This window comes from Klebsiella sp. A-Nf5, from assembly GCF_002810545.1.
Classification (GTDB): Bacteria; Pseudomonadota; Gammaproteobacteria; order Enterobacterales; family Enterobacteriaceae; genus Klebsiella; species Klebsiella variicola.
This window is the reverse complement of record NZ_PIOG01000222.1, coordinates 145,988-160,637: the sequence shown is the minus strand read 5'-3', so window position 1 is coordinate 160,637 and position 14,650 is coordinate 145,988. Positions and strand designations below refer to the sequence as shown.

17 protein-coding genes are annotated in these 14,650 nt (G+C 56.3%); 7 read left to right on the top strand and 10 right to left on the bottom strand.

Annotation, left to right across the window (positions count from 1 at the left end):
• Positions 1 to 5 precede the first annotated feature (5 nt).
• From CWM53_RS21265 to CWM53_RS31280, 8 genes are all read right to left on the bottom strand, one after another.
• The gene (locus tag CWM53_RS21265) at positions 6 to 701 is read right to left on the bottom strand and encodes a helix-turn-helix transcriptional regulator (protein WP_074386750.1); all 696 of its coding nucleotides are present in this window, start codon (positions 699 to 701) and stop codon (positions 6 to 8) included.
• A gap of 24 nt (positions 702 to 725) precedes the next feature.
• Entirely contained in the window at positions 726 to 1,091 is a 366-nt protein-coding gene (locus CWM53_RS21260) for a VOC family protein (protein ID WP_100729393.1), read from the bottom strand.
• Between the two features lie 137 nt (positions 1,092 to 1,228).
• A complete protein-coding gene (gene secF, locus CWM53_RS21255) occupies positions 1,229 to 2,200 on the bottom strand; it encodes a protein translocase subunit SecF (protein ID WP_002890403.1) in 972 nt (323 codons plus the stop codon).
• Between the two features lie 10 nt (positions 2,201 to 2,210).
• Entirely contained in the window at positions 2,211 to 4,058 is a 1,848-nt protein-coding gene (gene secD, locus CWM53_RS21250) for a protein translocase subunit SecD (RefSeq protein WP_100729394.1), read from the bottom strand.
• Positions 4,059 to 4,084: 26 nt separating this feature from the next.
• Positions 4,085 to 4,417, bottom strand: a complete 333-nt coding sequence (yajC, locus tag CWM53_RS21245; RefSeq protein WP_002890398.1) for a preprotein translocase subunit YajC — start codon at positions 4,415 to 4,417, stop codon at positions 4,085 to 4,087.
• 22 nt (positions 4,418 to 4,439) lie between these two features.
• Positions 4,440 to 5,567, bottom strand: a complete 1,128-nt coding sequence (gene tgt / locus CWM53_RS21240) for a tRNA guanosine(34) transglycosylase Tgt (RefSeq protein WP_032732595.1) — start codon at positions 5,565 to 5,567, stop codon at positions 4,440 to 4,442.
• A gap of 109 nt (positions 5,568 to 5,676) precedes the next feature.
• Positions 5,677 to 6,741 carry a tRNA preQ1(34) S-adenosylmethionine ribosyltransferase-isomerase QueA gene (gene queA, locus CWM53_RS21235; RefSeq protein ID WP_074386753.1) on the bottom strand — a complete coding sequence of 355 codons (1,065 nt, stop codon included), beginning with the start codon at positions 6,739 to 6,741 and terminating at the stop codon, positions 5,677 to 5,679.
• Positions 6,742 to 6,805: 64 nt separating this feature from the next.
• Positions 6,806 to 6,922 carry a hypothetical protein gene (locus CWM53_RS31280; RefSeq protein WP_165784179.1) on the bottom strand — a complete coding sequence of 39 codons (117 nt, stop codon included), beginning with the start codon at positions 6,920 to 6,922 and terminating at the stop codon, positions 6,806 to 6,808.
• Between the two features lie 74 nt (positions 6,923 to 6,996).
• Between CWM53_RS31280 and acpH the strand changes: the two genes are divergently transcribed.
• A complete protein-coding gene (gene acpH, locus CWM53_RS21230) occupies positions 6,997 to 7,578 on the top strand; it encodes an ACP phosphodiesterase (RefSeq protein ID WP_100631425.1) in 582 nt (193 codons plus the stop codon).
• Positions 7,579 to 7,705: 127 nt separating this feature from the next.
• Positions 7,706 to 8,308: a peroxiredoxin gene (locus CWM53_RS21225; RefSeq protein WP_004178733.1), complete on the top strand. Its 603-nt coding sequence runs from the start codon at positions 7,706 to 7,708 to the stop codon at positions 8,306 to 8,308.
• A 144-nt stretch (positions 8,309 to 8,452) separates the two neighbouring features.
• On the opposite strand, the gene CWM53_RS31275 is transcribed toward CWM53_RS21225, so the two are convergent.
• Positions 8,453 to 8,599 (bottom strand): hypothetical protein, encoded by a 147-nt coding sequence (locus tag CWM53_RS31275; protein ID WP_165784180.1) that lies wholly within the window; start codon positions 8,597 to 8,599, stop codon positions 8,453 to 8,455.
• A 55-nt stretch (positions 8,600 to 8,654) separates the two neighbouring features.
• Here CWM53_RS31275 and CWM53_RS21220 point away from each other — a divergent pair, with 55 nt between their 5' ends.
• From CWM53_RS21220 to fba, 5 genes are all read left to right on the top strand, one after another.
• The gene (locus CWM53_RS21220; protein ID WP_074386755.1) at positions 8,655 to 9,098 is read left to right on the top strand and encodes a PTS sugar transporter subunit IIA; all 444 of its coding nucleotides are present in this window, start codon (positions 8,655 to 8,657) and stop codon (positions 9,096 to 9,098) included.
• A gap of 5 nt (positions 9,099 to 9,103) precedes the next feature.
• Entirely contained in the window at positions 9,104 to 9,391 is a 288-nt protein-coding gene (locus tag CWM53_RS21215; RefSeq protein WP_061155585.1) for a PTS sugar transporter subunit IIB, read from the top strand.
• Positions 9,392 to 9,411: 20 nt separating this feature from the next.
• Entirely contained in the window at positions 9,412 to 10,803 is a 1,392-nt protein-coding gene (locus CWM53_RS21210) for a PTS ascorbate transporter subunit IIC (protein WP_012542705.1), read from the top strand.
• 66 nt (positions 10,804 to 10,869) lie between these two features.
• On the top strand, positions 10,870 to 11,832 hold the full coding sequence (locus CWM53_RS21205) for a carbohydrate kinase family protein (protein WP_100729395.1): 963 nt from the start codon (positions 10,870 to 10,872) through the stop codon (positions 11,830 to 11,832).
• 35 nt (positions 11,833 to 11,867) lie between these two features.
• Complete coding sequence (fba, locus tag CWM53_RS21200; RefSeq protein WP_165785113.1) at positions 11,868 to 12,722, top strand: class II fructose-1,6-bisphosphate aldolase; 855 nt, start codon at positions 11,868 to 11,870, stop codon at positions 12,720 to 12,722.
• Positions 12,723 to 12,779: 57 nt separating this feature from the next.
• Here the strand turns inward: fba and CWM53_RS21195 are convergent, their stop codons facing one another.
• Positions 12,780 to 14,648, bottom strand: coding sequence for an amidohydrolase (locus CWM53_RS21195; protein ID WP_074386757.1), 1,869 nt, complete (start codon positions 14,646 to 14,648; stop codon positions 12,780 to 12,782).
• Positions 14,649 to 14,650 lie beyond the last annotated feature (2 nt).

Here is a 14,650-nt window from a genome sequence, read left to right as displayed (position 1 = left end):
CGTTTTTATTTCTCCCACACGTCGCACCGCACCTTGCGCAGAAAATCGCTTAATGAGCGATCGGCACACTCGCTGAATCGACGCTCGGTCGCCCTGACCGCCAAACAGCGGTCGAGGCGAAAGTTACGATAATCATTACGCAGCTCGCACCAGGCCACCAGCAGCCAGCGCTCCCCCCAGAAAAACAGCCCCAGCGGCAGCACGTCGCGCTCGGTCACCCGGCCAGACTCATCCTGATAGCACAGCTGTAGCACCTGCTGGCCGGAGACCGCCTGATGAATGACGTCAAAATAGGTTTTGGCATAACGATGGGCGCCGAGATCGGGGGCAAACAGGCGGGTCTGCTCCGCCTGGCGCCGGCGCGCTTCGGGCAGGATCGCCAGCATCTTCTCCTGGGCGGATTCCAGCGATTGCGACAGCGCCTCACCACCCCAGGTTTTCAGCAGCCGAATCGCGGCGATCAGCGCTTCGGATTCTTTGGTGGTCAGCATCAGCGGCGGCAGATCGTAACCCGCCAGCAGGCGATAACCACTCCCCGCCTCGCCCTCCACCGGCACGCCGGAGAGGGAGAGATCGCGAATATCGCGATACACGGTGCGCTCCGACACGCCCAGCCGCTCCGCCAGCAGCGCGGCGGTAGTGAGCCGCCTGCCGCGCAGGATCTGCACAATCTGAAATAAACGGTCGGCGCGTCGGGTCATGTCTCACTTCACAAAAAGTTTAGGTTAAGCCGGCTGGTGCAGGCCGACGCGGTTGCCCTCGCTGTCAGTAAACAGCGCGATGGTGCCAATATCATTCGGCAGCGTCAGCGGCCCGAAAACACACGCCCCACCCACCGAGGCAACGCGGTCCAGCGTGGCGGCAAGATGGTCAGTATGCAGGTAAATAATAGCGCCCTGCGCTGAAGGCGCGATACCCTCAAATTTGGCCAGCGCGCCGCCAGGGGCCGGATCCTGATGCGGGAACACCGCCAGTTCGGCGCAGTCCATGGTTTCGCGACGCAGCGTCACCTGCATCACCGGCTCATAAAACGCGACGGCGCGATCCATATCGGCGACCGGAATTTCAAACCAGTTAATCACGTTATTCATACTTCCTCCTGCTCGTTAGTGAGTTCAGAAGTAGTGTATGGGAGGGCTCCTGACAGCATACTGTCAGCAGGTTTTATCGCGAACAAAAAAAATCCCGGCCACCTGGGCCGGGATTGCTTTATCTCAACTGAACCGTATTACGGCAGAATAGACGGCTGATCCGCCCCTTCTTTCTCGACCTTCTGCTGGATCAGATGCTCGCGCTTCATACCCAGTTTCAACGCCAGCGCAGAGGCGACGTAGATAGAAGAAGCCGTACCGATGGAGACACCGATCAGCATGGTCAGCGAGAAGCCTTCCAGAATCGGGCCACCGAACAGGAACAGCATCAGGATCACCATCAAGGTAGTCCCGGAGGTGATCAAGGTACGGTGCAGCGTCTGGGTCAACGACACGTTAAAGATCTCGTACGGCGTACCGCGGCGGATCTTACGGAAGTTTTCACGGATACGGTCCGATACCACGATACTGTCGTTCAGCGAGTAGCCGATAACCGACATCAACGAGGCCACGATGGTCAGGTCGATTTCGATATGGAACAGCGACAGTACGCCCATGGTGATCACCACGTCGTGCGCCAGGGCGATAACCACCCCGGCGGCCAGACGCCATTCGAAGCGGAAGCCGACGTAGATCAGGATACAGACCAGCGCCGCAATCAGCGCCAGGGCGCCGGTTTGCGCGAGGTCCGCGCCGACGCTCGGGCCGACAAACTCAATTCGCTTCACCGCCGCATTCTGACTGGTCGATTCGTTAATCACCGTCACGACCTTGCTGCCCAGCTCCTGGCTGCCGTTGGCGTCATGCACCGGCGGCATACGTACCATGATGTCGCGGCTGCTGCCAAAGTTCTGCACCTGCGGCTCTTCAAAGCCCGCTTTCTGCAGGGAATCGCGCATCTGGTCCAGATCGACCGGCTTCTCAAGGGTAATTTCGATCACCGTACCACCGGTGAAATCGAGCCCCCAGTTAAAGCCGCGGACGCCAATGATGGCAATCGACACAATCAGCAGAAAACCTGAAATGCCGAAGGCCCAGTAGTCCCAGCGCATAAAGTCCCAGACTTTACGGCCGTGGTTCAATTGTTCAACAGTATATTCCTGTGCCACAACGCACTCCTCAGATAGACAGCTTTTTAACGCGCTTGCCGCCGTACAGCAGGTTCACGATGGCACGGGTGCCGACGATAGCGGTAAACATTGAGGTCGCGATACCGATACCGGTGGTAATCGCAAACCCTTTAATGGCACCAGTACCGACGGCGTACAGGATGATCACTTTGATTAGCGTCGTCACGTTGGCATCGAAGATCGAGCTGAACGCGCCGCGATAACCTTCGTCAATCGCCTGCTGAACGGAACGCCCGTTGCTCAGCTCTTCTTTGATACGTTCGTTGATAAGAACGTTAGCATCGACCGCCACCGCAAGGGTTAATACGATACCCGCGATGCCCGGCATGGTCAGCGTCGCCCCCGGGATCAGGGACATAATGCCGACAATCAGTACCAGGTTGGCAATCAGCGCCGAGGTCGCAATCAGACCGAACTTCTTGTAGAAGAAGATCATGAACAGGATAGAGACCACCAGACCGGCCAGACACGCTTCCAGGCCCTGCTTGATGTTCTGCATACCGAGGGTTGGGCCGATAGTCCGCTCTTCGACGATCTGAATCGGCGCAATCAGCGCACCGGCACGCAGCAGCAGCGACAGCTGGCGCGCTTCGTTCGGATTGCTGATACCGGTGATACGGAAGCTGTTACCCAGACGCGACTGGATGTTGGCGATGTTAATCACCTCTTCCTCTTTCGCCAGGATAGCGCGGCCGTTAGCATCTTTCTTACCGCTGTCTTTATACTCCACGAACAGGGTCGCCATCGGCTTGCCGATATTGTCCTTGGTGAAGTTAGACATGATATTACCGCCCGCGCTGTCCAGCGAGATGTTGACCTGCGGCTGGTTGTACTCATCCATGCTGGAGGTCGAGTCGGTGATATGGTCACCGGTCAGGATCACCCGCTTGTACAGCACCACCGGCTGGCCTTCACGCGTCTCTTTCACTTCCGAGTCGCCCGGCACGCGGCCAGAGGCGGCGGCGGACTGGTCCACGTTGGTATTGACCAGACGGAACTCGAGGGTCGCGGTTGCGCCAAGGATCTCTTTCGCCCGCGCGGTATCCTGGATACCCGGCAGCTCAACCACGATGCGGTCAGCACCCTGACGCTGAACCAGTGGTTCGGCGACGCCCAGCTGGTTCACACGGTTACGCAGAATGTTAATGTTCTGCTGAACCGCGTACTCACGGGCTTCTTTCAGGCGCTCATCGGTCATCACCGCTTTCAGGCTGTTGTCACCCTGAGAGGAAATCACCAGATCGCGATGGCGAGGGCTGAGATAAGAGATAGCCTGGTCGCGCGCCGCGCTGTCGCGGAAGACGATGCTCAGACCGTAGTTGTCTTCCTTGCGCACGGTCGCGTAAGGAATGCCTTTGTCACGCAGTTCGCTGCGCAGGCTGTCGATGTTCTGTTCCTGCAGCTTGCCTAACGCGGTGTCCATGTCGACTTCCATCAGGAAGTGCACGCCGCCGCGCAGATCAAGACCCAGCTTCATTGGCTCGGCATAGAGTGCCGCCAGCCAGCGTGGGGTTGCCGGAGCAAGGTTTAGCGCCACGACGTATTTGTCACCCAGCACGGTAAGCAGCGCTTCACGCGCACGCAGCTGGGTATCAGTGGTGTCGAAGCGCGCAAGAATAGCGCCCTCTTCCAGTGCCACAGACTTCGCGGTTATTTTTTCTTCTTGTAAAGTTTTCTGGACCTGGATCAGCGTTTGCTCACTGGCGGCGACGCCGCGCGCGCCAGTGATTTGAACAGCCGGATCCTCACCATACAGGTTGGGAAGCGCATAGATCAGGCCGACGACAATGACGACGACCAGCATGACGTACTTCCACAAAGGATAACGGTTTAACACGGCAGTTCCCTTTGGGAAAAGTTAGATTACAGCGCCTTCATGGTGCCTTTCGGCAGAACGGCAGCAACGAAGTCACGTTTGATAACCACTTCAGTGGTATCGTTCAGCGCGATAGCAATGTAGCCAGTTTCCGCTACTTTGGTCACGCGACCGACCAGACCGCCGTTGGTCAGCACTTCATCACCTTTGGCGATGGAGTTCATCAGGTTCTTGTGTTCCTTGGTGCGCTTCTGCTGTGGACGCAGGATCATGAAGTAAAAAATCAGACCGAACACCACCAGCATCAGAATCAGAGACATCGGGCTGCCCTGCGCCGGTGCACCCGTTGCCGCTACCGCATCAGAAATAAAAAAGCTCATTGAAATTCCCTCATTATTAAAATTAATCAACGTTCAAAGGAGGCACGGTGCGCCCCTGACGTTGGTAAAAATCGGTCACGAAGCTCTCTAATTTACCCTCTTCGATAGCCTTGCGTAAACCAGCCATTAAACGCTGATAGTAGCGCAGGTTATGAATGGTATTGAGACGCGCGCCCAATATTTCGTTGCAACGGTCGAGGTGATGCAAGTAAGCGCGTGAATAATTGCGACATGTATAGCAATCACACTCGGCGTCCAGCGGTGCGGTATCGCTTTTGTGCTTCGCGTTGCGGATTTTCACCACGCCGTCGGTGACGAACAGGTGGCCGTTACGCGCGTTGCGCGTCGGCATGACGCAGTCGAACATATCGATACCGCGACGTACCCCTTCCACCAGATCTTCCGGCTTCCCGACGCCCATCAGGTATCGTGGCTTATCGGCCGGGATCTGCGGGCAGACGTGTTCCAGAATGCGATGCATGTCTTCCTTCGGCTCACCGACCGCCAAACCGCCGACAGCGTAGCCATCAAAGCCAATCTCTACCAGACCTTTCACCGAGATATCACGTAAATCTTCGTAAACGCTGCCCTGAATGATGCCAAACAGCGCGTTTTTATTGCCGAGGCCATCGAAACGGTCACGGCTGCGCTTGGCCCAGCGCAGAGACATCTCCATCGAGCGCTTGGCGTAATCCCAGTCCGCCGGGTACGGTGTACACTCGTCGAAGATCATCACGATGTCGGAACCGAGATCGTACTGAATCTCCATCGATTTTTCCGGATCGAGGAAAATCGGATCGCCGTTGATCGGGTTGCGGAAGTGGACGCCCTGCTCGGTGATCTTACGAATATCGCCAAGGCTGAATACCTGGAAGCCGCCGGAATCGGTAAGGATCGGTCCTTTCCACTGCATAAAATCGTGCAGATCGCCGTGCAGCTTCATGATCTCCTGACCTGGGCGCAGCCACAGGTGGAAGGTGTTGCCGAGAATAATCTGCGCGCCGGTGGCTTCCACCTCTTCCGGCGTCATCCCTTTGACGGTGCCGTAGGTGCCAACGGGCATAAAGGCCGGTGTTTCCACCACGCCGCGCTCAAACACCAAGCGACCGCGGCGGGCGCGACCGTCGGTGGTATCCAGTTCAAATTTCATGCTTGCTCCTGCGTCAGAAAAACAGTCCGACGTTTTCATACTCGCCACGGAATGATTCCGTGGCTAAAAAATGCGTCATGGCGTCCAAAAAGCCGGCGGGCCGGCCTTTTCAGGGACGCTCAGAAATAGCCTGCGGATTGTACGTGATAAACATCGCATCCCCGTAGCTAAAAAAGCGATATTTCTGCTCAACCGCCACCTGATAGGCGTTCATGGTGTGCTGATAACCCGCAAACGCCGACACCAGCATAATCAGTGTGGATTCAGGGAGATGGAAGTTGGTCACCAGCGCATCGATCACCTGGTACTGATAACCCGGGTAGATGAAAATCTGCGTATCGTCGAAGAACGGCGCGATCAGGGCGTCTTTCGCCGCCTGCGCCGCGCTTTCCAGCGAGCGTACCGAGGTGGTGCCTACCGCAATCACGCGGTTGCCGCGCGCTTTCGCCGCCAGCACCGCATCGACCACCTCCTGCGGCACTTCCGCATATTCAGAGTGCATGGTGTGCTCTTCAATGCTGTCGACGCGCACCGGCTGGAAGGTCCCCGCCCCCACGTGCAGGGTGACAAACGCCATCTCAACGCCTTTGGCGCGCAGTTTGTCCAGCAGCGGTTCGTCGAAATGCAAACCGGCGGTCGGGGCGGCTACCGCGCCCGGCCTGGTGCCGTAAACGGTTTGATAGAGCTCGCGGTCGGCGTCTTCGTCAGGACGATCAATGTAGGGCGGCAGCGGCATATGGCCGATCCCGTTGAGGATCTCCAGCACCGGACGCTCGTCGTTAAATTCCACTTCAAACAGCGCGCCATGACGCGCCAGCATCGTGGCCTTAATGCTCTCGTCATCGCCCAGCAGCAGCTCGGCGCCTGGTTTCGGCGCTTTCGAGGCGCGAATATGGGCCAGGATGCGCTTATCATCCAGCATCCGCTCCACCAGCACTTCAATCTTGCCGCCGCTGGCCTTGCGGCCGAACAGACGCGCCGGGATCACCCGGGTATTGTTAAACACCAGCAGGTCGCCGGGATTGAGCTTATCGAGGATATCGGTGAAGGTTCCATGCGTCAGCGCGCCCGTCGGCCCGTCCAGGGAGAGCAGGCGGCAGCTGCTGCGCTCAGGCATCGGATAGTGGGCAATCAGGGATTCGGGTAGTTCAAAAGCAAAATCGGTAACGCGCATGACGGTAACTCAGACTGAATAAAGAGGCGGGTAGTCTAGTGCCGGGGCGTTCCGCCTGCAACCTTTACCCCTCCGGATGAATGACATAATCTATATTCCAAATCATTCCGAATGCCACCATGCGGCAGCCGGATGCCTTACCGGTGGCAAAGGTGCCGCGCGCGGCCAGACAGCATGCCATTCGGACACCGAGGCGCCGTTCAGCGCGACATCGGTGATTCCACCCGCCCGCTCGTATTTAAAGGATGTCGTTTTATGAATTTTCTCGCCCACCTGCACTTGGCCCATCTCGCCGACAGTTCGCTGCCCGGCAACCTGATGGCCGATTTTGTGCGCGGCAACCCGCAGGGCGACTATCCGGCGGAGATCATCGACGGCATCTATATGCATCGCCGGATTGACGTGATGACTGACAATCTGGCGGAAGTCAAAGAGGCGCTGGAGTGGTTTCGCCCGCAGACCCGTCGCGTCGCCCCCATCACCCTCGATGTCATGTGGGATCATTTCCTGTCGCAGCACTGGGCGCAGCTCTCCCCTGACCTGCCGCTGGACGAGTTCGTGCGCTACGCCGAGCAGCAGATTGTCCCCATCCTGCCTGACTCGCCGCCACGCTTCGTCAATCTGAATCAGTACCTGTGGTCGGAGCGCTGGCTGGAGCGCTATCAGGAGATGGATTTTATTCAGCGCGTGCTTAACGGCATGGCCAGCCGCCGTCCGCGTCTCGACGCCCTGCGCGACTCCTGGCAGGATCTGGATACCCACTACGACCAGCTGGAGGGGCAGTTCTGGCGCTTTTATCCGCAGATGATGCGCCTGGCAGAAAACAAACAGCTGTAATCGTTGCGTCATTGATAGGTAAAAGCTGGCTGAACGATTGTTAGCGCCTCTTTGTGTTATTGCCGGGCAGGCTCTATACTTGCCCGCGTTGCGTTCCAAATAACCTTAGTAATTACAGGAGAATCAAATGGTTCTGGTCACTCGTCAAGCGCCGGATTTTACTGCAGCCGCTGTGCTGGGTAATGGTGAGATCGTTGAGAAATTCAATTTCAAACAGCACACCAACGGTAAACCTACCGTTCTGTTCTTCTGGCCGATGGACTTCACCTTCGTTTGCCCGTCTGAGCTGATCGCGTTCGACAAACGCTACGAAGAATTCCAGAAACGCGGCGTAGAAGTCGTTGGCGTTTCCTTCGATTCCGAGTTCGTTCACAACGCATGGCGTAACACCCCGGTCGACCAGGGCGGTATCGGCCCGGTTAAATACGCGATGGTTGCTGACATCAAACGTGAAATCCAGAAAGCTTACGGTATCGAGCATCCGGACGAAGGCGTAGCGCTGCGCGGCTCCTTCCTGATCGACGCTAACGGCGTGGTACGCCACCAGGTGGTTAACGACCTGCCGCTGGGCCGTAACATCGACGAAATGCTGCGCATGGTCGACGCGCTGCAGTTCCACGAAGAGCACGGCGAAGTCTGCCCGGCGCAGTGGGAAAAAGGAAAAGAAGGTATGGCTGCCTCTCCGGAAGGCGTTGCAAAATACCTGACCGAAAACGTCTCCAGCCTGTAATCGGCACGCGTTTTTATAAAAGGCTCGCTCAGGCGGGCCTTTTTTGTTAACGGCGTCAAAATTTAAGAAAATGACCCGCCGATAATTGTGACCAGCAATACACTTCTGCCGAAAAAATTCGCTCTACCTCTCACTTTTTCTCTGTCAAATTTCAGCGTTTAAATACACAACCTGCATAATCCACTGAAAAATATATAAATTATTTATATCGTTTTCTGCCGGTACTTTCCTGCCGATGTGATCGCCATCAATATTTAAAACCCCGGATGTGATCTCATCCATCATTTTCATCAATGTATTTAGTCATGATTTTACTCAGGAACAGGAATACGTTCAGGAGCAGAGAATGGAGATTATTTTTGACCCGACGTTAATCGCCCTTAAGCAGAATATTTCCCGTGCGGAAGAGGCCATCGAACTGGCGGGTTCATTACTCGCCAGGCGCCAGATTTGCAGTCCCGAATATGTCAACGAGATGCTGACGGTATACGAAGATTTCGGCGCTGCCATCGTTATAGATGACGGGATTGCCATGCCGCATGCCCGACCGGAAAAAGGGGCATTGCAGACCGGATTTTCGCTTGTCACCACCGCCACGCCAGTGACCTTCGGCCACGATGAGTTCGATCCGGTTACCGTCATTATTGCTATCGCCGGCGCGGACGCTGACAGTCATATCAAAATGATCCAACTGATAGCCTCGCTGATCGAGTCAGATATTGTGACCTTCCTTCAGCAGGAAAATGACGTCAATTCAGTCTTACAATTCATCCAAAAACAAATGGAGTAGTCATTATGTTAGTTATCAGAACGGTTTGTGGTAACGGTATTGGCAGTTCATTGATGGCTGCGAATAATGTGAAAAAGATCTGTGAAGAATTAGGTATCAAAGCGGACGTCGCCTCGGTCGATTTTGCTAACGCCGTCGGGGAAAAAGCCGACCTTTACGTCACGATCAAAGAACTGGCAAATCAATTTCCGGCCCACTGTCATGTCGCCATCATTCGTAGCTACGTCCATAAAGCGAAGATCGCCGAGGATATTACCGACGCGCTGACCAAAATTGCGGCGACTCACTCTTAATCAACATAGAGGGAACGACCATGCAGGCTATTCTTAGTTTCTTAGCGGAAATATTCAGTCAACCTGCTTTTTTAATGGGGCTGATTGCTTTTGTCGGTTTAGTGGCGCTGCGCTCCCCCGGTAATAAACTCCTTACCGGCACATTAAAACCGATTTTAGGTTATTTGATGTTGAGCGCTGGCGCAGGCGTTATCGTTGCCAATCTCAACCCGCTGGGCGGTATTATCGAGGCCGGATTTAATATCCGCGGTGTTATTCCAAACAATGAAGCCATTGTCTCCGTCGCCCAGAAGATGCTGGGCGTGGAAACCATGAGTATTTTACTGTTAGGTTTTATTTTCAACCTGATTATCGCCCGCTGTACCAAGTATAAATATATCTTTCTGACCGGCCATCACTCGTTCTTTCTCGCCTGCCTGTTTTCCGCCGTCCTGCAGGCGGCGGAGTTCCATGGCTGGATGTTGATCCTGATCGGCGGATTCCTGCTGGGATCATGGTCCGCCATCTCCCCCGCCATTGGCCAGCGTTACACCAAGCAGGTCACGGAAGACGGAGGGATCGCCATGGGTCATTTCGGCTCCCTCGGCTACTACCTCTCGGCCTGGATCGCCAGCCGGACCGGCAATCCGGCAAATTCCTTCGCGGATACCGAAATTTCAGAAAAGTGGGGCTTTCTGCGCGATACCACAGTCACCACCGGTATCGTGATGTTTGTTATCTACTTTGTCTGCAGCGCTGTCGCCGGGTCGGCATACCTGAGCACCATCACCGACCAAAACATGCTGATCTTCTCAGTGCTGACCGGCCTGCAGTTCGCCGTTGGCGTGGCCATTGTGTACAACGGTGTGCGGCTGATCCTTGGCGATCTGGTGCCGGCATTCCAGGGCATCAGCCAGAAGCTGATCCCGGACTCCATACCGGCCGTTGACTGCGCGGTATTCTTCACCTTTAGCCCCACCGCCGTGGTGGTGGGATTCATCAGCTCCTTCGTGGGCGGGCTGGTCGGGATGCTCTTGCTCGGCGGGCTGGGCATGGCGCTGATTATTCCCGGCATGGTGCCGCACTTCTTCTGCGGCGGCACGTCCGGCGTCTTCGCCGACAAGCTGGGCGGTAAGCGCGGATGTATCATCGCCTCCTTTATCGGTGGGATCTTCCTCGCCTTCCTGCCGGCGATGCTGCTGCCGGCGCTCGGCAACCTCGGGTTTGAAAACAGCACCTTCGCCGATTTCGACTTCGCGGTATGGGGCATCATCATCGGCAATGCATTCACCCAGTTTGGCCAGGTCACTATCTATCTGATTTGTCTGGTGCTGCTCGTCGCGCTGCTGGCGCCTTTCTGTTTCCGTCATGTACGGGTGGTGGGCGATACGCTCAGCTATGAGGAGCTCACGGCGAAGCAGAAAAATGAATAAGCGACGTCATTTTTCCCGGCGGGGAGGTCACGCTCCCCCGCCGCTGACCAATAATCAGGAGTGGTTATGGCTATTTTGTCCATTGGATTTGCTTGTTTCGATCAGTTTTTCTTTCTCAATGAATGGCCTCAGGAGAATACCAAAAACTTTTGTCATGATTTTATAGAAAGCGGCGGCGGCCCAGCGGCCAATGCGGCATGGCTGCTGGGATTGTGGGGTGAGGAGGTCTATTACATTGGTCATCTGCATCAGGACCTTTACGGCCAGCGCATTATTGATGAATTTGCCGAGGCGGGCGTGGATACCAGCCAGGTGGTTTTCTCCGATGACATGATCACCCCGCTGGCCTCGGTGCTGGTCAATCGCTTAACGGGTTCGCGGACGATTATTACCCGCAAGATGCAAACACCACCTTCCCTGACCTACGATCAAAAACTGAAACTGGACGACCTCGCCGAGCGATTGATTGCCAGCGAGGAGCCGGTGACCATTTTAATTGACGGCCACGAGGCAGAAATCAGTGAATATTTAATTAAGAAACTTCCCACCGCCAGAGTCGTGATGGACGGGGGTTCACTGCGTGCCAGCAATATTAAACTGGCGGCCTGGACCGACTATTTTGTCGTGAGCGAACATTTCGCCCGCGATTATATGAGCTATCGTTCACTGAGCACCGAAGCAGACATTAAATCAGCCCTGATTGAACTGAATAAAATTTGCCGCGGCGAGGCGTTTATCACCCTTGGCGAAAAAGGCTGTGCCTTCTTAAAGAGCGGTATGCTGCAGATCGTCCCGTCCTGGCGGTGCAATGCCGTTGATACCACCGGTGCCGGGGATGTTTTTCACGGCGCCTTTACCTATGGCGTCCATTATTCGTGGCATATTGATAATATTATTTTATTTGCCAGCCTGACCGCCGCTATTTCTATTGAGAAAAAAGGGGTACGGGAATCGATGCCGGATCTGGCGGTCGTCCACCACTCGCTAAATAGCTACGAGAGAAACTTAAAGCAATATTTTGAAGAATAACTGCGTTTAATACATATCAAGAGGTGAATATGTTAGTGTCGATGAAGGACATGCTTCAGCATGCCCTAAAGAACGGTTACGCCGTCGGTCAGTTCAACATTAATAATCTGGAATGGGTCGGCGCCGTATTAAGCACCGCCCAGCAGTGCCGCTCACCGGTTATTTTGGGCGTGTCTGGCGGCACGGTTAAGCATATGCTCGGGCTTAAATGTATTCATGATATTGTGGTTAATGCCATAGATTATTTACATATTGATATTCCGGTGGCCCTGCATCTGGATCACGGCACCACCCAGGAAGCCTGCGAAGCCGCGATCGCTGCCGGCTTCAGTTCCATTATGTTTGATGGTTCACATCTGCCGTTCAGGGAAAACCTGGCCATCACCCGCCACCTGGTGGAGCTGGCGCACAGCAAGGGCATCTCCGTGGAGGCCGAACTGGGGACCATCGCCGGCAGTGAAGACGGTATCGTTAACTCCGAGGTCATTTACGCCGATCCTGAAGAGTGCTACACCCTGGTGACAGAAACGCAGGTGGATTGCCTCGCCGCCGCGCTGGGTTCCACCCATGGTCTGTATAAAGGTAAAGCCCGGCTGGGATTTACTGAGATGAAAGCCATTGCCGATCGCGTGAAGGTCCCGCTGGTGCTGCATGGCGGCACCGGTATTGCCGATGAGGATATGCGCCGGGCGATTGCCTGCGGCACCGCCAAGATTAACGTCAATACCGAAAACATGTACGCCTGGTGTCAGCAGGTGAAAGCGATCTTTGCCGCCGACACCGGGCACGATGTGAACGATCCGCGGAAAGTCATCACCCAGGGACTGCAGCCAGTACGCGAGATGATTGCCCGCCGCATGGCGCTTTTTGGCTCACAGCAGCGCTATTGACGCCGGGCCTGGGCTGAAACCTCCGCCCCGAAGCTGCCGGGGCGGAGGCGTCAGGTATCAGAAGGCAAAGCAGGAGCAGCCCAGCACGCCCCAGAAAGCTTGCTCATCGGAGACCGGAATCGACGACTTGCGCGCAATATCATGTTGGTGGCCGTGAACGCCGCAGCTGCCGCAGCACTGGTGCATCTGCACTATGGCGCCGATTTTAGCCGCCGCCGGCGGAGCGGAACGGTAATGACCCGGGACTTTCACCACCGGTGACCACTCAGGCAGCACCGGAATAGGCGGCGGCGCCAGCGGCGAGAAGTGACCGGCGGCGTACACCACTTTGCCATCAACCACCGTCAGCACGGACTCAATGCCTTTGATCTCCTCTTCCGCGACACTGAAGTAGTCTTTCGACAGCACCACCAGATCGGCAAGCTGACCGGCGGCCAGACGGCCTTTCTTGCCTTGCTCGCTGGAGAACCAGGCGCTGCCCGCCGTCCACAGCTCCAGCGCGACATCGCGCGGCAAGCGGTTGTCGTCGTCATACATCGCCATCCCGCCAACGGTGCGCCCGGAGACCAGCCAGTACAGCGCAGTCCACGGATTATAGCTGGCGACGCGGGTCGCATCGGTGCCCAGCCCCACCGGCACGTCCAGTTCCAGCATTTTCGCTACCGGCGGGGTATGTTTCACCGCCTCTTTGCCGTAGCGATCGACAAAATATTCGCCCTGGAAGGCCATCCGATGCTGCACCGCAATACCGCCGCCCAGCGCCTTCACCCGCTCAATGTTACGCTCGGTAATGGTCTCGGCATGATCGAAGAACCAGTGCAGACCATTAAACGGGATATCGCGGTTCACCTTCTCAAACACGTCCAGCATCCGACTGATGGACTCGTCGTAGGTGGCATGCAGGCGGAACGGCCAGCGATGCTCCACCAGATGGCGCACCACCCGCTCCAGCTCATCCTCCATGCCTTGCGGCAGATCCGGCCGCGGCTGCAGGAAATCTTCAAAATCCGCCGCCGAGAACACCAGCATCTCGCCGGCGCCGTTGGCGCGATAGAAGTCGGTGCCCTGCCCCGGCTTCAGCATATCGGTCCAGCGTTCGAAGTCCTCCAGCTCCTGCTTCGGCCGCTGGGTAAACAGGTTGTAAGCGATGCGCACGGTCATCTGCTCTTTCGCATGCAGCTGTTCGATAATTTCATAATCTTCCGGATAGTTCTGGAAACCGCCCCCGGCGTCGATGGCGCTGGTCAGCCCCAGTCGGTTCAGCTCGCGCATAAACTGGCGGGTAGAATTCACCTGCAGATCCAGCGGCAGCTTCGGCCCTTTGGCCAGCGTAGCGTAGAGGATCATGGCGTTCGGCTTGGCGATCAGCATCCCGGTCGGGTTGCCACGGCTATCGCGGACGATCTCTCCGCCCACCGGATCCGGCGTCTCTTTGGTATAACCCACGGCTTTCAGCGCCGCGCGGTTCAGCAGCGCGCGATCGTAGAGATGCAGCACAAACACCGGTGTATCGGGCGCCGCGTCGTTCAGCTCTTCCAGGGTTGGCATCCGCCGCTCGGCGAACTGGAATTCGCTCCAGCCGCCGACCACCCGCACCCACTGCGGGGAGGGAGTGCGATCGGCCTGATCCTTAAGCATTCGCAGGGCATCGGCCAGCGAGGGGACGCCCTCCCAGCGGAGCTCAAGGTTGTAGTTCAACCCACCGCGGATCAGGTGCAGGTGAGAATCGTTGAGCCCAGGGATCACCGTATGCCCTTTGAGATCGACGATTTGCGTCCCCTCGGCGGCAAAGCTCATGATCCGATCGTGACTTCCGGTAGCAACAATTTTTCCGTCGGCGATGGCCACGGCTTCCGCCAAGGGATTCGCACGATCGAGGGTATGAATCTGACCGTGGGTCAGAATCAGTGTGGCAGTTTGCGACATAA